Source organism: Sphingomonas sp. 1F27F7B, assembly GCF_005503355.1.
GTDB lineage: Bacteria > Pseudomonadota > Alphaproteobacteria > Sphingomonadales > Sphingomonadaceae > Sphingomonas.
Map to the genome: position 1 here is coordinate 211,702 of NZ_SCMK01000003.1, position 18,023 is coordinate 229,724.

15 protein-coding genes are annotated in these 18,023 nt (G+C 68.2%); 5 read left to right on the forward strand and 10 right to left on the reverse strand.

From position 1 onward, the window contains the following. Window positions 1-42: 42 nt before the first annotated feature. Window positions 43-1,266: a type III PLP-dependent enzyme gene (locus tag FFS08_RS04240; RefSeq protein ID WP_137863348.1), complete on the forward strand. Its 1,224-nt coding sequence runs from the start codon at window positions 43-45 to the stop codon at window positions 1,264-1,266. 189 nt (window positions 1,267-1,455) lie between these two features. Next, on the forward strand, window positions 1,456-2,535 hold the full coding sequence (locus FFS08_RS04245) for a 1,9-bis(guanidino)-5-aza-nonane synthase (RefSeq protein ID WP_137863349.1): 1,080 nt from the start codon (window positions 1,456-1,458) through the stop codon (window positions 2,533-2,535). A gap of 69 nt (window positions 2,536-2,604) precedes the next feature. On the opposite strand, the gene FFS08_RS04250 is transcribed toward FFS08_RS04245, so the two are convergent. Both FFS08_RS04250 and FFS08_RS04255 read right to left on the reverse strand, forming a co-directional pair. Beyond that, window positions 2,605-3,360 carry a hypothetical protein gene (locus FFS08_RS04250; protein WP_137863350.1) on the reverse strand — a complete coding sequence of 252 codons (756 nt, stop codon included), beginning with the start codon at window positions 3,358-3,360 and terminating at the stop codon, window positions 2,605-2,607. Between the two features lie 28 nt (window positions 3,361-3,388). Then, the gene (locus FFS08_RS04255) at window positions 3,389-4,885 is read right to left on the reverse strand and encodes a serine hydrolase (protein WP_137863351.1); all 1,497 of its coding nucleotides are present in this window, start codon (window positions 4,883-4,885) and stop codon (window positions 3,389-3,391) included. Between the two features lie 137 nt (window positions 4,886-5,022). Between FFS08_RS04255 and FFS08_RS04260 the strand changes: the two genes are divergently transcribed. The 3 genes from FFS08_RS04260 (at window position 5,023) to FFS08_RS04270 (ending at window position 6,935) form a co-directional block, all read left to right on the forward strand. Beyond that, on the forward strand, window positions 5,023-5,796 hold the full coding sequence (locus FFS08_RS04260; RefSeq protein ID WP_137871814.1) for a winged helix-turn-helix domain-containing protein: 774 nt from the start codon (window positions 5,023-5,025) through the stop codon (window positions 5,794-5,796). A 66-nt stretch (window positions 5,797-5,862) separates the two neighbouring features. Then, entirely contained in the window at window positions 5,863-6,444 is a 582-nt protein-coding gene (locus FFS08_RS04265; protein WP_137864955.1) for a TetR/AcrR family transcriptional regulator, read from the forward strand. A gap of 59 nt (window positions 6,445-6,503) precedes the next feature. Then, complete coding sequence (locus FFS08_RS04270; RefSeq protein WP_137864954.1) at window positions 6,504-6,935, forward strand: MAPEG family protein; 432 nt, start codon at window positions 6,504-6,506, stop codon at window positions 6,933-6,935. A gap of 351 nt (window positions 6,936-7,286) precedes the next feature. Here the strand turns inward: FFS08_RS04270 and FFS08_RS04275 are convergent, their stop codons facing one another. The 8 genes from FFS08_RS04275 to FFS08_RS04310 form a co-directional block, all read right to left on the reverse strand. Next, the gene (locus tag FFS08_RS04275) at window positions 7,287-9,179 is read right to left on the reverse strand and encodes an XrtA/PEP-CTERM system amidotransferase (RefSeq protein ID WP_137864953.1); all 1,893 of its coding nucleotides are present in this window, start codon (window positions 9,177-9,179) and stop codon (window positions 7,287-7,289) included. Window positions 9,180-9,267: 88 nt separating this feature from the next. Beyond that, window positions 9,268-10,821, reverse strand: a complete 1,554-nt coding sequence (xrtA, locus tag FFS08_RS04280; protein ID WP_331483897.1) for an exosortase A — start codon at window positions 10,819-10,821, stop codon at window positions 9,268-9,270. A gap of 80 nt (window positions 10,822-10,901) precedes the next feature. Beyond that, window positions 10,902-12,152 (reverse strand): TIGR03087 family PEP-CTERM/XrtA system glycosyltransferase, encoded by a 1,251-nt coding sequence (locus tag FFS08_RS04285; protein WP_137864952.1) that lies wholly within the window; start codon window positions 12,150-12,152, stop codon window positions 10,902-10,904. Further along, window positions 12,152-13,225 (reverse strand): FemAB family XrtA/PEP-CTERM system-associated protein, encoded by a 1,074-nt coding sequence (locus FFS08_RS04290; RefSeq protein ID WP_137864951.1) that lies wholly within the window; start codon window positions 13,223-13,225, stop codon window positions 12,152-12,154. The genes FFS08_RS04285 and FFS08_RS04290 overlap by 1 nt, the downstream gene beginning before the upstream one ends. After that, entirely contained in the window at window positions 13,222-14,079 is an 858-nt protein-coding gene (locus tag FFS08_RS04295; RefSeq protein ID WP_137864950.1) for an XrtA system polysaccharide deacetylase, read from the reverse strand. Before FFS08_RS04295 ends, FFS08_RS04290 begins: the two co-directional genes overlap by 4 nt. A 5-nt stretch (window positions 14,080-14,084) precedes the next feature. Further along, window positions 14,085-15,272 carry an ExeA family protein gene (locus FFS08_RS04300; RefSeq protein WP_137864949.1) on the reverse strand — a complete coding sequence of 396 codons (1,188 nt, stop codon included), beginning with the start codon at window positions 15,270-15,272 and terminating at the stop codon, window positions 14,085-14,087. Window positions 15,273-15,288: 16 nt separating this feature from the next. Then, window positions 15,289-16,884 (reverse strand): hypothetical protein, encoded by a 1,596-nt coding sequence (locus FFS08_RS04305; protein WP_249341282.1) that lies wholly within the window; start codon window positions 16,882-16,884, stop codon window positions 15,289-15,291. Beyond that, window positions 16,881-18,023, reverse strand: coding sequence for an AAA family ATPase (locus FFS08_RS04310; RefSeq protein WP_137864948.1), 1,143 nt, complete (start codon window positions 18,021-18,023; stop codon window positions 16,881-16,883). Before FFS08_RS04310 ends, FFS08_RS04305 begins: the two co-directional genes overlap by 4 nt.

Here is an 18,023-nt window from a genome sequence, read left to right on the forward strand (position 1 = left end):
TTTTGTCAACGATCGCCGTAAGGCACTTGGAGGTCCCTTGAGTTGCACAAGCATCATAGCGCGCTGGGGTTAGCGACCGTCCCCACCGGCAATGTCCGCATTGCCGACATCGTGAAGGCTCGTCCGGTTCAGCCGGTCACGCTCGTCCGTCCGCACGCCGCGGCACGGGCCGCCCGTTTCTTCGTGGAGAAGTTCCCGGGCCGGTCCATGTATGCGGTGAAGGCCAATCCGAGCCCCGAGCTGCTGCAGGTCCTCTGGGATAACGGCATCACGCATTACGACGTGGCGTCGATCGCCGAGGTGCGCCTCGTTTCCCGCACCCTGCCGGAAGCGACGCTTTGCTTCATGCACCCGGTCAAGGCCGAAGAAGCGATCGCCGAGGCGTATTTCACGCATGGCGTCCGCACCTTCAGCCTCGATTCGATCGAGGAGCTGGAGAAGATCGTCGCGGCCACCAAGGGCGCGAGCGACCTGACGCTGTGCGTCCGCATGCGCGTCTCGTCGGATCATTCGAAGCTCAGCCTCGCGTCGAAGTTCGGCGTCGGCCCGGGTGAATCGAAGGAGCTGCTGATGGCGGCCCGCCAGGTGGCGGATGCGCTCGGCATCTGCTTCCATGTCGGCTCGCAGGCGATGTCGCCGGATGCGTACTCCAACGCGATGGAGCGCGTGCGCGTGGCGATCGTCGAGGCCGGCGTGACCGTGGACGTGATCGACGTCGGCGGCGGCTTCCCCTCGACCTATCCGGGCATGGAGCCTCCGCCGCTCGAACTCTATTTCGAGACGATCCACCGCGCGTTCGAGAGCCTGCCGGTCTCCTATTCGGCCGAGCTCTGGGCCGAGCCGGGCCGTGCGCTGTGCGCCGAATACAGCTCGATCATCGTGCGCGTCGAGAAGCGCCGCGGCGACGAGCTCTACATCAACGACGGCGCCTATGGCGCGTTGTTCGATGCGGCGCATATCGGCTGGCGCTTCCCGGTCCGCCTCCTGCGCGAGCCGGAGTCGAATGCCCGCGACGTGGCGTTCAGCTTCTACGGCCCGACCTGCGACGACCTCGACCACATGACCGGCCCGTTCGACCTTCCGGCGGACGTACATGCCGGGGACTATATCGAGATCGGCATGCTCGGCGCCTATGGCTCGGCGATGCGCACTGCGTTCAACGGCTTCGGCTCGGACGAGATCGTCGTGATCGACGACGAGCCGATGGCGTCGCTCTACCTGCCGCAAGCGGAACGGCCGCTCCACTCGAACGTCGTGAAGCTGTAACGTCACAACGCTTTAAACCGTCATTCCCGTGAAGACGGGGATCCAGAGACACAGGCGAGGAATTGCTTGGCTCTGGATCCCCGCCTTCGCGGGGATGACGGATATGTCTTTGGGGTCTAAGTGCCCCGAATATCGGGTTACCGCGTCCCCTTTGAATGACGGCGGCATGGCAAGAATATGGGAGATCCCATGACCGACACCCTCACCAAGACCGCGGCGGCCAACGCCCCGATCAACGACACCCGCAAGGCGGAGCTGCTGTCGAAGCAGGTCAAGCACATCGACATCAAGTCGTTCGACGCGCGCCCGATCGTCGACGCGATGGCCGATATGAGCTTCACCAGCCGCGACCTCGGCCGCGCCACCAAGATCTACAACGAGATGCTGGCCGACAAGGACTGCACCGTCGTCCTGGTGATCGCCGGCTCGACCTCGGCCGGCGGCTGCATGGACCTCTATGCCGAGCTGGTGCGCAACAACATGGTCGACGTGATCGTCGCCACCGGCGCCACCATCGTCGACATGGATTTCTTCGAGGGCCTCGGCCACAAGCACTATCAGGCGCTCGAGATCCCCGACGACGACACGCTGCGCTCGCTCTACATCGACCGCATCTACGACACCTATATCGACGAGGAGCAGCTCCAGGACTGCGACCACACGATCAACAAGATCGCGGAATCGCTCGAGCCCAAGCCCTATTCGTCGCGCGCCTTCATCCGCGAGATGGGCAAGTATCTCGTCGAGCACGGCAAGAAGGACAACAGCCTGGTCAAGCTCGCCTATGAGCATGACGTGCCGATCTTCTGCCCGGCGTTCGTCGACTCGTCGGCCGGCTTCGGCCTGGTCAAGCACCAGGTGGACGCGGCCAAGGAAGGCCGTCCGTACATGGTGCTCGACGCCATCGCCGACTTCCGCGAGCTCACCGAGATCAAGATCCAGGCGGGCACCACCGGCCTGCTGATGATCGGCGGCGGCGTGCCGAAGAACTTCATCCAGGACACCGTCGTCTGCGCCGAGATCCTCGGCCATGAGGACGTGGAAGTGCACAAATACGCTGTGCAGATCACCGTCGCCGACGTGCGCGACGGCGCCTGCTCGTCCTCGACTCTCCAGGAGGCGGCGAGCTGGGGCAAGGTCAACACCGGCATCGAGCAGATGGTGTTCGCCGAAGCGGGCTCGGTCATGCCGCTGCTGGCGTCGGACGCCTATCACCGCGGCCATTGGCGCGAGCGCGTCAAGCGCGGCTGGGCGAAGCTCTTCGCCTGATCCCTCGCGATCGCTGCGAAACAGGGCGGTCGGGGACATCCCCGGCCGCCCTTTCCTTGCCGGCCCCGCCTAGCGAACGAAGAAGGCAGTGCGCGCCACGCCCGCATTGTTGGTCGGCGCCATCCAGGCGCGGACCTCCACTTCGTAGAGGCCGGAGACCGTGGCCGGAACCGCCGCGCCATAGGTGCCCGACTTGGCATCGAACCGCAGCGTCACGGGCTGGGAGGCCACGCCGTTGACGGTCACATGCGCCTCGACCTCCGTATCGCCCGCCCGCCAGGGGCCGCCTTCCGAGATCGTGCAGCCGCACAACATGGTCACGCCCACGCGAAGCTGCACCGTCTCGCCCTTGCCGACCCACCGATAGGCGATGGGATCGGCGATATCGACGATCAGCCCGGGCAGCTCCATCAGCCATCCGTCCCCCGCGGTCAGGTGGCGGCCCGGCAGGACCCATTGGGTGCTTGTGGCGGTCGTGGTCGCCTGGGGCTGGCTGAGCGGGCCGGTCACCTGCAACGTCACTCGGCGCGGGCGATCGATGTCCAGCCTCGTCCGGAACACCGCCGAGCCTGCATCGGACTTCGCGGCGCCCTTCTCGCCGCCCATGATCCGCTGCGTGTCGCCGGTGGTGCCCGAAGTCGTTCCCCTGGCGAGGGTCTCGCCGGTATCCGCGTCGGTCATGACGATCAGGACGGGCGCGGCATAACCGCCGAGGAACTTGGCGCCGCGCGCGATTACGCGGACTTCCACATCGGTCGGGTCGGCCATTGCCGGCTGGGCCAGGAGGATCGCCGCGCACGTCGCAAGGCCCGGGAAGAAACGCATCGTCATGCTCCTCGAAGATTGAACCATGTCATTTGGCGGCGGACGGCGGGGCGAGATCCCCGACGATCGCCTTGATTCGGGCATTGCCGGGATCGAGCGCCAGGGCACGCGCATAGCTCGCACGCGCCGCGTCGATCCGCCCGGTCGCGCGATAGGCTTCGCCCAGGCTGTCATGCGCGTTCGGCGAGCGGGAAAATTCGCGCACATTCCATTCGAACGGCGGAAGCGCGGTTTCGGCATCGAGGATCTGCATCGCATCATAGCCGACGCGATTCACGATTTCCTCGACGAGTTGCGGAGGCGTCGTCGCCTTCAACCCGGCGATCGCCGCATCCCAGCGCCCCGAAGCGAGCCCGCGGAACAGCGCTTCCTCCCGCAGCTCGGTCGCGCGCGCCGCGCCCGGCATCACCAGATCGGCCAGCAAGGTCACCAGCCGGTGCCGGTCGAAAGTCGATCGCCCGCCATTGTCGAAATAGATCGCAGTCGCGCAATCGTCCGGATCCGCCGCCCGGAAGAAGTGCCGCCAGACCAGCCGGACATCGCCGCCATGGCCGACGATGGTGACGTCGCCGTGCCGATAATATTCCCAGCCATGCGTGTGCCATGCCGCCGCGCCGGACGGCATCGCGAACGGCGCCCAGGAGGCGCGCAGGGTTTCGAGCGGCAGCAGGTCGCCGCGCAGCAGCGCCTGGCTCCACCTCACCATGTCGGCCATCGTCGTGAAGACCCCCGTCGAGCCGAACGTATAGGCCGGCATGGACGGCAGCGCGAATGGAGCCGGCGGTCCGTCGCGCCCTGGAACCGGCCGATAGCTCGATACCAGCCCCGGCAACCGCACTGCGCCGCGCGGATAGCCGGTATGATAGCCGGTGTGGCGCAGCCCGGCCGCGCGGAACTGGCTGGCGGCCAGCACGGTCAGCGGCGCGCCCGCCGCCTGCTCCAGCGCCTGGCGCGCGAACAGCATGTTGGTCTGGTTATAGTCGTTCCGCGTCCCGGTCGCGAAGCGCAGCGGCTTGTCGCGGATGGCGGCGAGCGCCCCTTCCTCGGTCGGCGCGACGAAGTCCGGAATATAGTCCGGCAATCCCGAGACATGGGCAAGCGCCTGGGCGAGCGTGATCCGGCGCCACGCGTCGGGCAGCCCGTCCCGGATCCTGCCTAGCGACATCGACGGATCGAGCACTCCGCGCCGGGCAGCCTTGAGCAATTCGACGACCAGGAATAGCTTCGACACCGAGAAGATGGGATAGACGGACCGGTCCGTGATCGGTGCGCCGGTGTCGCGATCCGCCAGTCCCGCGTGGCGGAGATGGACGAGCCTGCCCCGCCGCAGCACGGCGACGGAATAGCCGACCGTGCCATAGGCCGATGCCGTAGCATCGAGCAGCGCGTCCAGCTGCGTCGCTATCGACTCCCCCGCGAACGCGCGTGCGCCCGGCATGCGCATCGCCGGCGCCGCCACGCCTGCCAGGCCGAGGCCCAGGACATGGCGCCGGTCGGACAGAAGGAGATGATCTTGTGATGGCACGGAGCGATTTCCTTGCGTGGTGCGTGTCGAACGGGAATCGGCTATCGCGTCCGGTCGAAAGCGCCGAATGACATCTCGTGACCTGGTCTGACATTCGGCGATCGGCCGCGCCTTGGCGCTTGTTGGTGGACGATGTGATGCTTCGCTTCGACGATTTCCGTCTCGATCCTGCCGCGCTGCAGATCTTCCGGGGAGACGCGCAGCTCGATGCGCCGCCGCAGGTGGTGGAGGTGCTGGCCTATCTGATCGACAATGGCGGACGGACGGTCGGACGGCGGGAGCTGCTCGATCGGTTCTGGCCGCGCGCCGGCACCGGCGGCGACGCGTCGCTCAACACCTGCATCCGCCGCATCCGGGCGCTGCTCGGCGACGAAGCCGATGCCCCGCTCTATATCCGAACCCGGCCGCGATCGGGCTATCGCTTCATCGGCACCGCGGATGCCCCGCCCGCGGCCAGGCCCGCCCCCCGTGCCGGCCGCCTCGCGATCGCGGGGGGCCTGTTCGCCGTCCTCGCCGCCAGCGGCGCCGTCTGGGCGCACGGCACGGTCTTCCCGCCTCGGCACCGCATCGCCATCGAGCCGGTCCAGGGCCTGTGCGAATATGTGCTCTTCCCCAAGTTCAATGCGGGTCTGCGCGAGAGCTTCGTGGCCGAGGTCAGCCCCCTGCTGCCCAAGGGCTACAGCGTCGCCGCCAGCAGTGCCGGCGCCGATCTCCATGCGCGCGTCAGCGTGCGGCAGACGCCCCGGCAGACCGTCGTGGTGGTCAATCTCGTCGACAGCGACGGCGGGCGCCTGCTGTGGTCGGGGCAGTTCGCCGCGGCGACCGATACGGAGGACTATCTGCCCCTGCAGCGCGCCTTGGCCCGGCACATGGCGAGCGGGCTCCGCAAGGCCCTGGCCGAACGCGGCTGAAGCGGCAGCAACATCGCGGCATCAATCCGGTTGCAGTGCAACGGCCGACGCATCAGTGAGAGATGAATGCCCCGTCTGACCGAAGCGACCGCCGCCAAGCGGCGCATGCACATATTGGACGCGACCGCGCAGTGTCTGTTCGAGCGCGGGCTGCTCGCCACTTCCGTCGATGACGTGTGCGCCCAGGCCGGAATCAGCAAGGGCGCCTTCTACAGCCACTTCCCGAGCCGGGACGCGCTGATCCACGCCGTGACCGACATGCTCGCCGCCGAACTCGGCCCGATCGAGGACGGCAGCATCGCGGCACTCGCCGATTCGGTGTTCGAGCGCCAGATCGCCCCCGCCCTGCCCCCGGCCCATGCCCGGTTCGGCATCGAAGTCACCGCCGCCAGCGCCGGGGACAGCGGCCTGCGCGAGCGCAACACCGCCAATCTCGAGCGCCTTCGCCATGCAGTGGAAACTGCGGCCCGCAGCCTGATCGCCACCGGCAAGGCGCGTGCCGATGCCGATGCGACGGCGGTGGGCTGGCTGGTCCAGGCGCATGTGATGGGCGTGCTCTGTCGCAACGCGGTCTGGCCCGCGCAGGACGAGGCGGCGCTGCGCCGCGGCACGCATCTGCTCCTCGAAGGCGTGCTCGCCCCGATTTAGTTGCATTTACGAACCGATTTTGGCAGCCTTTCCGCCACGACGCAGCGGAGGGGACTGCAATGCATAGTGAGATTCTCGCGCCGGTCGTGGCGCTGGTCGCCTGGACGCTGGCGATGCTGGTCTGGATGCTGGCGCTGCGTCTGTCGGCGATGCGCAAGGCCGGCGTCGATATGGGCAAGCTCGTCGGCACGCGCGGCGCCGATGCGGACAAGGTGCTGCCGGCCCAGGCCCAGTGGAAGGCGCACAACTATAATCACCTCCACGAGCAGCCCACGCTGTTCTACGCGGTCGCGCTGACGCTGGCGCTGCTCGGCCAGGGCGATGGCCCCAATTTGTGGCTCGCCTGGGCCTATGTGCTGCTGCGTATCGCCCACAGCCTGGTGCAGGCGACCTTCAACAGGGTCTCGATCCGCTTCCTGTTCTTCCTGCTCTCCACGCTGGCGCTGGTGGCGCTGACGGCGAGCGCGGGGATGGCGGTCTTGGGTCGCTAGACTGAGAACCCAAACAAGTATCTGATTTTCCTTCGTCATCCCCGCGCAGACGGGGATCCAGGGTAGCAGGGGATACCGGCGCCATCATGCGAACGCCGTCCGAAGAGGGCAGGACGTGCCGCACCCGCTCCACACATAACTCCGTCATCCCCGCGCAGGCGGGGATCCAGGGTGATACGGGATATCGATGCCATCACCCGAACGCTCTCCGGAGAGGGCTGGATCTGCCGCACGCGCCCGCCCTTGGCCCTGGATCCCCGCCTGCGCGGGGATGACGAAAGAGGGACATTTGTCTGAAGAGGACAATCGCCACACAAATTCAGGATGACGGCGGATTTGCAGGGTGCCGCGCTATCCGAACAACCGCGTCATACTGCGCTCCAGCATCAGCAGCTGCCACAGGGTCCGGCCATGCTCGGCCCGTCCCGCCTTGTGGTCGGCTGCGAGCTTCTCGATCGCGTGCAGGTCGAACCAGCCGGTGCTGGCGAGCAGCCTGGAGCGTCCCAGCGCGGCCGCCTCATCGGCCAGCGCCTTGCGGAACCAGGCACTGATCGGCGTCACGAAGCCCATCTTCGGCCGATAGAGCACATCCTTGGGCAGATAGGGCTCCAGTGCCTTCTTCATCAGCCACTTGCCCTGCCCTGCCCGGATCCGCAGCGACGGCGGCAGCGTCGCCATGAACTGGACGAGCCGATAGTCGAGCAGCGGCTCGCGCGCCTCCAGGCTCACGGCCATGCTCGCGCGATCGACCTTGGTGAGGATGTCCCCCGGCAGCCAATGCTGGATATCGGCATATTGCGCCCGGTCGAGCCCATCTCGCGCCGGCGCCTGGCGCATCGTGTCGACATAGCGCTGCTCGGCGCGATGCCCAGCCAGCGCCTTGCGCATCGCGTCGCTGTAGAGCGTATTCCGCAGCGCTGGGCCGGTGACGCCCACGGCCTTCGGATAAGCGAACTCGCCCCCTTCCGCGAGCGCCAGCAGCGTGGTCTTCGCCCGGAACGGGCGCGGCGCCCAGTCCGCCTTGGGATAGAGCCGGCCGAGCGTGCCGAACAGGCTCTCGCGCACGCCCTGCGGCAGCAGCCCGCGCATCCGCTCCTCGGCAGCGAAGAACCGGTAGCGGCGATAGCCGGCCAGCGCCTCGTCCGCGCCATCGCCCGACAGCGCCACCGTCACGCTCTCGCGCGCCAGCTCGCACACCCGGTAGGTCGGCAGCGCCGACGCATCGGCAAAGGGCTCGTCGAACGCGCCGACCAGCGTGTCGATCAGGGCGAAGTCGTCCGCCGCCACCTTGCGCGTCCGATGCGCGGTGGCGAAGCGCTCGGCGACCATCCGCGCATAGGCCGTCTCGTCATGATCCGCCTCGTCGAAGCCGATCGTGCAGGTCTTCACCGCTGCCTTGCTCGCCTCGGCCATCAGCGCAACCACTGCCGAGCTGTCGACGCCGCCCGAGAGGAATGCGCCGAGCGGCACGTCCGCGATCATCCGCGCGCGCACGGCGCCGCGCATCAGATCGATCAGCTCGGCCTCGAGGTCGCGGACCTTGCCGCTCGCGCGCCGCGAGAAGTCGATGTCCCACCAGCGCTGCGGCTTCGGCACCGGCTTGCCGCGCTCGAGCAGCAGGAAATGCCCCGCCGGCAGCTTGCGCACCCCCGCCAGGATCGAGGCGTCGTCGGGCACATAGCCGAGCCCCAGATAGTCCTCGACCGCCTTGAAATCCGGCGTGCGCCGGAACAGCGGATGCGCGAGCAGCCCCTTCAGCTCGGAGGCGAAGGCGACCGCTCCGTCCGACAGCTCGGCATAATGGAGCGGCTTCACGCCGAACCGGTCGCGCGCCAGGAACAGGCTCTGCGCACCGGCATCGTAGAGCGCGAAGGCGAACATGCCGTTCAACCGCTCGAGCATCCTGGGGCCCCAGGCGCGCCAGCCGTGCAGCAGCACCTCGGTATCGCTGTCGGTGGCGAAGCGCGCGCCCTTGGCCTCCAGCTCGGCGCGCACTTCCTGGAAATTATAGATCTCGCCATTGTAGGTGACGACCACGCCCTGGTCCGGCGTGGCCATGGGCTGGATGCCGCCCTCCAGGTCGATGATCGCGAGGCGCCGATGCCCCAGCCCCACCCCCGCGCTGGTCCACACGCCCGATCCGTCGGGCCCGCGATGCACCAGCGCATCGGTCATCTGCACGATGCGCGCGGGATCCACCGGCTTGGCCAGCGCGGGATAGTAAAGGCCGGCGATGCCGCACATTCAGCGAAGATTCCTCATATGTGCCGGCTTAGCCCGCCTCCCTTGCTTCGTCATCCCTGCCTTCGCTGGGATGACGGGAAGAGGGAAGTCAGCGCCCCCCTGCCATGCGATCGGCGAGGTTCTCCACGGGACCAAGCGCTGCCAGGAAATCCTGGATCGCCGCATGGGCGCCCTTGTCGCTCCCCTGCTCGGCCGAGAGCAGCACCGCGACACCCGCCTGGTTGCCGCCGAGCAGCTTGGTCTTGAGCGTTTCCAGCTTCACCCGCTTGTCGCTGCCGGTCAGCACGCCGCCGATCCGATACCAGGTGACGACCTCGCGCTCGACGCGGCCTGGGCCGGTCATCCGCAGCGCCGCACCGCGGCGGACGGGGCCGAGATCCTCGATCTTCACCCAGCGATCATTCTCGCGGATCGCCCCGATGCCGAAGCCGACCAGTTCGCGCCCCTCGTGCTGCGTGGCATAGACCGCCACCGCCAGGTCGACGCTCCGCCCCGTCGCATCGGCATAGCGGCCGATCAGGAAATGGTCCGCGCCCGGGAAATTGGGAGACCAGGCCGCGCGCATGCCGGCCGGCACCCGGTGCCAGCCCGGCACCTGCGGCAGCGCCACCTGCGCCGGCACCGGCGCCGCGCGCGCGTCGTTGAGGCTCGACCAGCCGAGGAACAGGCTTGCCACCAGCAGCACCAGCAACCCCGCGACCGGCGCATCCACGCGGCGGGCCGGCACCGTCTGCAACCTGGCGGGATCGAACCAGCGCGCATCGGGGTCGCGATCGAACCATTTCCAGCCGATCGCCAGCACCGCGGCCATCACCAGCGCGAAGAACACCCAGCCATAGACGATGTGGTCGAACCCCGTCGCCGCCTCCACCGAAGTCCACCAGGCGGCATAGATCGTTCCGAAGGCGCGCATGCCGTTGGCGAGGATCGGCACCACGATCGCCGCGACCATGAAGGCCGCGCGCCGGCGCCACGAAATGTAGCAGACATTGGCCACCAGCACCCCGAACGCGATCATCGCAATCACGAACTTGGCACCCGAACACGCCTCGGCCACTTCGAAATAGCCGTTGGAGGTCGTGATCAGCACGCCGTCCACGCTGGCCGGCACGCCGAACAGATGCAGCATCGGCATCACCATCGCGATGGTGATGTCCTGCAGCGGCCCCTCGAGGAAATCGCCGAAGGGCACCAGGAACGCCATGTAGCAAAGCGGGAAGAGCAGCGCCCGGGCGACATTCGGCCCCAGCACGGCCACCACCGCGCCCTGCAGCATCAGGACCAGCCCGGCATGGCGGAACAGCGCCACGCCCGCGGCATCACCCACCATCCAGCCGAACCCGCCCGCCGCAACGATCGCCAGGCCGGGCCACCAGCCCTGCGGCGCCACTTCCGAAAGCTCCACCCGGCGCTGCCACACCAGCCAGCCGATCACCGGCGCGATGAACAGGCAATGCCCGAAAGTGGTGTTGGTCCAGTAGATCCTCGCCAGATCCGCGGTATCCCGGTGGAAGATCGCCAGCAGCGCCAGCCACACGCCCGCCAGGATCGCGGCATGCCGCTTCCAGCGCGCGTCGAACACGGCGATTGCGGGGCCCCTGCTGCCGGCGCCTACGCCTGAGGGGATCGATATCTCGGCCAAGCAGATTCTCCAGTCATCCCCGCGGGGACGCCGGGAGAATAGCCGGGAATGACGAAGAAAAGGGTAACGGAGGCAGCGAATTACGCCGCCCGGCGCGGCTTCTTCGGCACGTCGGTGACGCGCGCCACACGCTCTTCCTTCGCGGGGCGCAGCGGCTGGCCGAGCACTTCGTCCAACGGGCTCAGCCGCGCTTCCCAGCTGTAGCGGTCGATCACGCGCTGCCGCGCCGACTCGCCCAGCTCCGTCGCCTTGCGGCGATTGGAGAGCAGCCGGGTGACATGTTCCGCCATCTCCCCCACGGTCGCGCCGACCAGGATCGTGCCGCCATGATCGATGCCCGTCGCGGCAGCCTCGGACGCCACCACCGGCCGCGCCATCGCCATGCCCTCCAGCACCTTGTTCTGGATGCCCCGCGCCAGCTTCAGCGGCGCGACCACGACGGCCGCCTGCGCCAGCCAGCCGCGCACGTCGGGCACCTCGCCGATCACCGCCACGCCCGGATGCTTGGCCAGAGCCTTCACTGCATCGGTCGGGTTGCGGCCGACGATGATGAAGCGGGCATCGGGATGGACCAGGCGGATGTGCGGCAGGATCGTCTCGACGAACCAGGTCACCCCTTCGATGTTCGGGCGATAGTCCATCTGCCCGGTGAAGACGATCGTCGATCCCATCACGTCGACGCGCTTGAAGTGCGCCGAAGGGTCGAAATAGGCCGTATCGATGCCGTTCTCGATCACGTGCACCCGGTCGGCGCCGGTGCGCCGGCGGAACAGCTCCGCCTCCGCCTCGCTGACGAACAGGTTCGCATCGGCGCGCTGTGCGATCGCCTTTTCATGCGCGAGCAGCAGCCGTGCCTCGCGGCCGAGCATCCAGCCCATCGGGCCCTTGCTGCTCTTGGCATAGGCGGCAAACTTGGCCGAATCCATGTCGACGAAGTCCATGATCACCCGCTGGCGCGGCCGCGGCGGGAGATATTGCGCCATCTGGCTCGAGAAGACGTAGATCGTGTCGATCCGGTGGCGATCGAGGATGTTCGCCACTGCCTGGCGCAGCGCATCATTGTCGAACGCAGTGAGCGACACCGGCCGGTGCTGGACCAGCGCCTGGAACCCCGCCACCAGCTGCGACTTGGCACGCCACACGATCGAGCGGTTGCCGGTATATTTGGTCAGCCCGCCCTTCTGCTTCAGATCGGCGGGATCGTCGGCAAAGGCGATCAGGTGGACGCGCTTCTTCGTCGAGAGATATTTCAGGATGTGGAAACCGCGGATCTTGTCCCCCCGGTCGGGCGGATAGGGCACGCGGTGCGCGAGGAAGAGGATGTCGCCCATCAGCCGAGGCCCTTCGCGATCAGGGGCCCCGCGCGGTTGGCGACCCACAGGGGGAGCTTGCTCCAGACGCGTATCTGGAGCGAATATTTCGGGTTCACCGGGCTCGCGTCGCGCGCCTTGGCGCCCTCTGCCACCCGCTCGTAATAAGTCAGCGGCTGCGGATCGAAGCCCCAGTTCTTCTTGAAGGCGGCCGCGCCGGTGCCGGTCTTGGAGCGGCCGAAGTCGAAGCGCGTGCAGCCGCGGATACGGGCATGGCGCATCAGCTCGAAATACATGCGGTCGTTGGCGCGCAGCGCGCGCGCATCCCGGGAGCCGCCTCCCCAATAGGGATACACCGTGCCGTTCCAGTAAAGGCTCAAGACGCTCGCCACTGCCACCCCGCCACGGCGGACTATAAGCACGTCCGCCGATTTGCCAAATTCCCGTAAAACCTCGGAAAACAGAGTCCGGGGAAATACGGGCGTGCCGAGATTGCGGACCGATTCGGCATAGACGGCATAATGGGCGGCCGTGTCTTCGGGGTTACAGCCGATCGAAATATCGAGATCGTTCTCGAGCGCCTTGCGCACTTCGGCACGTTGCTTGCGCGGGATCGCGGCGAGCTGGGCGTCGTCGTCCGCCGCCAGCGCGCGCACGAAGCCGAGATAGCGCGTGTCGTCCACGCGCCATTCGGGGCCGGGCAGCGGGCCGCCGCGCACTTCCATCACCGGGCACTTGCGCCGCCGCGCCAGCGTCCACGCCGCCTCGGCAAGCTGCGGGACCATGCGCGGATCATGGGTCAGGATGCCGCCGCCCACGCCGAACCCGGCCGAAGCCATCACATTGCCGAACAGTGGCGAGCGGACTTCGGTGAGCGGCATCACCCCGGCCAGGTCGCCCCTGGCATTCTCGGCGACCAGATAATGGCTCCGCTGCCCGCAGCCCCGCGCCACCGCGACGCTCCAGGCCGGCAGGTGGAATGGCGTGCCCTCCGGATGATCGTGCACGAACGCGCCGATCCGTGCGCGCTCGATCGCGTCGCCCAGATCGGCAACGCGCAGCGCCACGGGCTTGGCCAGCAGGGGGGCGTTCACTGGCGCCTTTCCGCCTTCAGCCGCGCCGCTTCGCGGCTCGCGATCTCGTCCATCCGTCCCCATGCGTGCCCCGCGATCAGCGTCTCCAGCTTGCCGGCCATCGCGCCCAGCCGGCTGTAATGGCGCAGCTTCGACTTGAACGGCGCATCCTGCACCCGCGGCTGGCCCGGGTCGATCTCCCAGGGATGGAAATAGAAAATGGCGGGGCGCGCCGCGTCGTTCGCCGCCCGCACCGCGCGATAGGTCACTTCGCCCGGCAGCAGGCGGAAGAAGCCGCCCCCGGTGGTCACTTCGCGGCCCAGGAAGCGCGCCAGCGTGATCGGGATCTCGACCAGCTCGGCACCCGGCACCGGCCAAAAGGCTCCGCGCGGCGCATCGTGCCAGCCATAATGGTCGTGCTTCACCGGCGCGACGCTCGAGGAATAGGCGTAGCCCTCCTCGGCCAGCACCTCGTGCGCCCAGGGCGTGCGGCGGTCGATCGAGAAGCTCGGCGCGCGATAGCCGGTCACTTTCTGCCCGCTCGCATCCTCCAGCGCCTTGCGGGCGGTGGCCAAATCGGCGCGGAACTGCTCGGGGCCCATGGTGAACACGCGCTGATGGTCCCAGCCATGGCTGGCGACTTCATGCCCCGCATCGGCGATACGGCGGATCAGCGCGGGATAGCGCTCCGCCACCCAGCCGAGCGTGAAGAAAGTCGCCTTCACCCCGCCCGCCTCGAACAGCGCGAGCACCTTGTCGGTGTTCGCCTCGACTCGGTGCTCGAGCGAATCCCAATCGTCGCGCCGGATCGTGGTCTCGAAGGCACCGACCTGGAACCAGTCCTCGACGTCGACCGAAAGGGCGTTGACCACCATGCGGATCAGGCCGCGTTCCCGCGGATGGCCGAAAGGTCGGGGCGGCGCCCCTGCCCCTCGCCCTGCTCCACCCAGTCCACCAGCAGCCCCAGCACCCGGCGCAGCGCCTCGTCCTGATCGCGCACCTGGCTTTCGAGCTCGGCGATGCGGCGTTGCAGCGTCGGATCGTTCGCCGGCGTCGCCGCCTCTGGGCGCAACGGCACCGGATCGGCGGGGTGCGGCGGCGGCACCGGCGCGCCCATCGGCATCGGCGCCACATCGGTCAGCTCATAGGGCTCCGGCTGCCGCGCCGACGCGGGCATTGGCGGGGGCGCGGGCATCGGTACAGGTGCGGGCACGGGTGCCGGCGTCGCCACCGGTGCGGGCCGATAGCCCGGGACCGGCGTGTCGTCGTTCAGGTCCGCGATCACCGCGGCCAGTTCGTTCGCGCCGAACGTCTCCATTTCCTCGACCGCGCCGAACAGCAGCACGCGGCTGGCGAGCTGGTTGATCCGGCGCGGGCTGCCGCCCGACCAGCGATGGATCGCCGCCACCGCGTCGTTGGTGAAGCGCGGCTTGCCTCGCCACCCGACGCACGACAGGCGATGGATCAGATAGGGCTCGACTTCGTCCGCCTGCATCGGCTCGAGATGGTGCATCGCAATCACGCGCTGGCGCAACTGTTCGAGACGAGGATCGCTCAGCGTGAGACGGAATTCGGGCTGGCCGAGCAGGAATATCTGCAGCAGCGGATAGCCGCCGGCCTGGAAATTGGAGAGCATGCGCAGCTCCTCCAGGCTCTCGATCGGCAGCGACTGCGCCTCGTCGACCACCACCAGCGTGCGCCGCCCGGTGCGCGCCACCGTGTGCAGCCCGCGCTCGATCGCGCCCAGCATCTCGGCCTTGTTGAGGTTCGACGAGTCGATCCCCAGCCCCTGGCAGACCAGCCGCAGCAGATCCTCGGGGCGCAGCTGAGTCGAGACGATCTTGATCACATTCAGCCGCTCACGATCGATCTCGCCGAGCAGATGGCCCATCAGCGTGGTCTTGCCCACGCCAGGGTCGCCGGTGATCACCACGAAGCCCTCGCCCTGGCTCAGCCCATAGCCGAGATAGGCCATGGCCTTGCGGTGGGTGGCCGTGTCGAACCAGAATTTCGGATCGGGGGTCAGCTGGAAGGGCCGGCCGTTCAATCCATAATGGTCGTCGTACATAGTTTCGTCCCGACGCTTAGAAACCGTAGCGCAGCCCCAGCAGCGCCTGGGCGCTGGCCGAGCTCTGGCCATCCCGCTCGAACCCGAACACGCCCGCGGAAAGCGTCGCGCCCAGTCGTCCGAAACGATGGGTATAGGCCGTATTCGCTCCCCAACCGTAAATGCCGTCATTCCCCGGAATATCGCTGTTGTAATAGCTGCCGAGGATGCTGCCCTGGAGCGAGCCGTTCGCACCCACCTCGGTGGAAGCGAAGAGCTGGCCGTAGATGCTGGTGTCGCTGGTGCCGTTGGTGGTGAAGGCAGTGCCGCCCGCCGGCGCGATGAAGTCGCGCCGCGCCCAGCCGCCGCCGATGCCGAAGCGAGTGCCGCCGCGCCCCGCCACCGCCACTGCGGTCACGCCGCGCGCGCGATAGGCCGAAGTCGCCGCCGAGGCGAAGATCCCGTTCATGCAGCCGCCCGCCGCCGCGCCCGTGGTGCCGTAGATGCAGCCCGAGAACTGGTTGCCGAACGGATCGGTGGTGCTGGCCAGCGCGGTCGGCAGCGTCGCGAGCTGGCCGTTCAGCTGCTGGCCGAAGGTCTGCACCGTGTCGTAGACGCCGATCTGGATGCCGCTGCCCGGGCTCGCCTGATAGCTGAACGAGCCGGTATAGCTCATCGAGCCGTAGCGCCGGCCAACGCGCGCTTCCAGGAAGGTGCGGCGGCTGGGCCGCCAGATCACGCCCGCATCCCAGAACACGCCGTCCAGGTCATAGGCGATGCGGCGCGGCGAGTTGGGATCGGTCTTGAAGCGCCCCGCGCCGTCGACCACCGGGTTGCCGGCGGTGTCGCGCAGCGGGTCGCGCTGGGTGATCTTGATCTGCTCATAGCCCACGCCGGCGGCCAGCGCGAAGCCATGCGCCACCGGCAGCACCAGGTCGCCGCGGCCATATTTGCCTTCGAAGCGCTGGTCGAGCTGGCCGGCATCCTCGCGGGTATAGGATCCGCTGGCGGTGATGCCGACGGGCAATACCGTGCCCGATTTCACGCCGACGCTGGCAGTCGCGACATGGACCTTGGAATCGTCGTAATAGTCGAGCCGCGGCTGGCCCGGCGCCACGCCGGTCTGCCCGGGCGCCTCCACCTTGGTATAGCCGAAGCGATAGGCGCCGTTGACGAACATGGGCCCCAGATGCGTCGCCACGTTCGGCCCGATATAGCCCGAGAAGACTTGCGACGAGTTGCTGAAATTGCCGACATTGCTGGTCTGCACGTCGCCGCGAATGTCCGAACGGGTGCGCGTCGCGATGCCGCCCGCCTCGATCGAGAAGCCGGGCGCCACCTTCGCCTTCACGGTCGCCAGGCCGCTATGGGTGTGATCGTTGTTCAGCTTGTTCTGATAGTCGAACCGGTGCTCGTAGCGATAGCTCACCTGCACCTCGACGCGGCGCGACTGGACCGATGCGTCGATCCCGGCGCCGATCGTCGAATAGGTCAGCACGTCGCCGCCGTTGAGATCGGCCGCGACCACCTGGCTCGCATCGATATACGGCGTGATGCGCGCGCGCTGCGCGCTCGCCGGCGCGGTGGCCATGACGGCGGCGAGCGCCGCGCCCGTGACGATGAGCCGCTTCACCGGCTTTCCTCCCCATATTCGTAATAGCTGCCGAACCGCCGCCCGCCCGGCTGGAACGACACGGAATTGAGCACGAGCTGGATGTGCTCGCAGGCATCGAGCGTGTTCACCGCCTGGCGCAGGTCGCCCTCGCTGGTCTTGTCGGCACGCACGACCAGCAGCACCTGCCCCACGTGCAGCGCCAGCACCGAAGCGGGCGACGCGGCCAGCGCGGGCGGCGAATCGAAGATCACGATGCGGCGCGGATTGGCCGCGGCCAGCCCGTCGATCACTGCGCGGGCGCGATCGCTCGCCAGCAGTTCGGTGTCGCTGTTCGAGCGCGCGCCGGCCGGCAGCACCGAGAGTTGCGGCACGTCGGTGTCGATGATGCAGCTCTCGACGTTCGCCACCGAGCCGGCCAGCACGTCGAGCAGCCCCGGGCCGCCCGGCAGGCCGAGGCGCGGCAGCACGTCGGGCTTGGGGAAATCGGCATCGACCAGCAGCACCTCGACGTCCTTCTCGGTCGCCATCGAGAGCGCGAGGTTGATCGCACAGAAGGTCTTGCCCTCGCCCGGCCGGGCCGAGCAGACTAGGATCATGCGGGCGCGGTCGGCGGCCTTGGCCGTATCCTTGGCGGCCACGGCGCGCGCGGTGAGCAGCAGCTGACGCTTCACCATGCGGAACTCTTCGGCCAGCGGCGTGATCGCCGCACCCGGTATCAGCATCCCGCCCTCTTCGAGCACGGCGCGATCGATCGGCGCCACCCGGCGGTCGACCGCGCGCGCGGTCGCGATCTGCGGCTCGAGATCGGGTGCAACCTCCGCCACCTCATGTCCCCGGCGCAGGCCCGGGGCCGGGCTCTCGACCTGGGGGGCCGGAGCCTCCGCTTGCGGCGCCGGCGGCGGGACGATCACGGGCGCCGCCGCAACGGACGCGGGTTCGGGAGCGGGAGCGGACGCGGGCTCCGGCGCGATCTCAGGAACGGGAACGGGAACGGGAACCGGCGCAGCCACCGGCGTCTCGATGCGCTTCTGCACCGGCGGCGGGGCCACTGCGTCCTCGGGCGCCTCGATCGGCGCGGGCGCATAGTGGAACGAAGGCGCCGCCCGTTCGAGCAGCGACCCCTTGATCCGGCGCGGGCGCGGAGTCTGGTCGTTCAT

What these genes read in the sequence shown, in the direction of transcription:
- FFS08_RS04310 (WP_137864948.1), bottom strand. Translation starts at nt 18,023, where the DNA reads ATGAACGACCAGACTCCGCGCCCGCGCCGGATCAAGGGGTCGCTGCTC.
- FFS08_RS04270 (WP_137864954.1), top strand. Translation starts at nt 6,504, where the DNA reads ATGCATAGTGAGATTCTCGCGCCGGTCGTGGCGCTGGTCGCCTGGACG.
- FFS08_RS04250 (WP_137863350.1), bottom strand. Translation starts at nt 3,360, where the DNA reads ATGCGTTTCTTCCCGGGCCTTGCGACGTGCGCGGCGATCCTCCTGGCC.
- FFS08_RS04260 (WP_137871814.1), top strand. Translation starts at nt 5,023, where the DNA reads ATGCTTCGCTTCGACGATTTCCGTCTCGATCCTGCCGCGCTGCAGATC.
- FFS08_RS04300 (WP_137864949.1), bottom strand. Translation starts at nt 15,272, where the DNA reads ATGTACGACGACCATTATGGATTGAACGGCCGGCCCTTCCAGCTGACC.
- FFS08_RS04245 (WP_137863349.1), top strand. Translation starts at nt 1,456, where the DNA reads ATGACCGACACCCTCACCAAGACCGCGGCGGCCAACGCCCCGATCAAC.
- FFS08_RS04275 (WP_137864953.1), bottom strand. Translation starts at nt 9,179, where the DNA reads ATGTGCGGCATCGCCGGCCTTTACTATCCCGCGCTGGCCAAGCCGGTG.
- FFS08_RS04285 (WP_137864952.1), bottom strand. Translation starts at nt 12,152, where the DNA reads ATGGGCGACATCCTCTTCCTCGCGCACCGCGTGCCCTATCCGCCCGAC.
- FFS08_RS04265 (WP_137864955.1), top strand. Translation starts at nt 5,863, where the DNA reads ATGCCCCGTCTGACCGAAGCGACCGCCGCCAAGCGGCGCATGCACATA.
- FFS08_RS04295 (WP_137864950.1), bottom strand. Translation starts at nt 14,079, where the DNA reads ATGGTGGTCAACGCCCTTTCGGTCGACGTCGAGGACTGGTTCCAGGTC.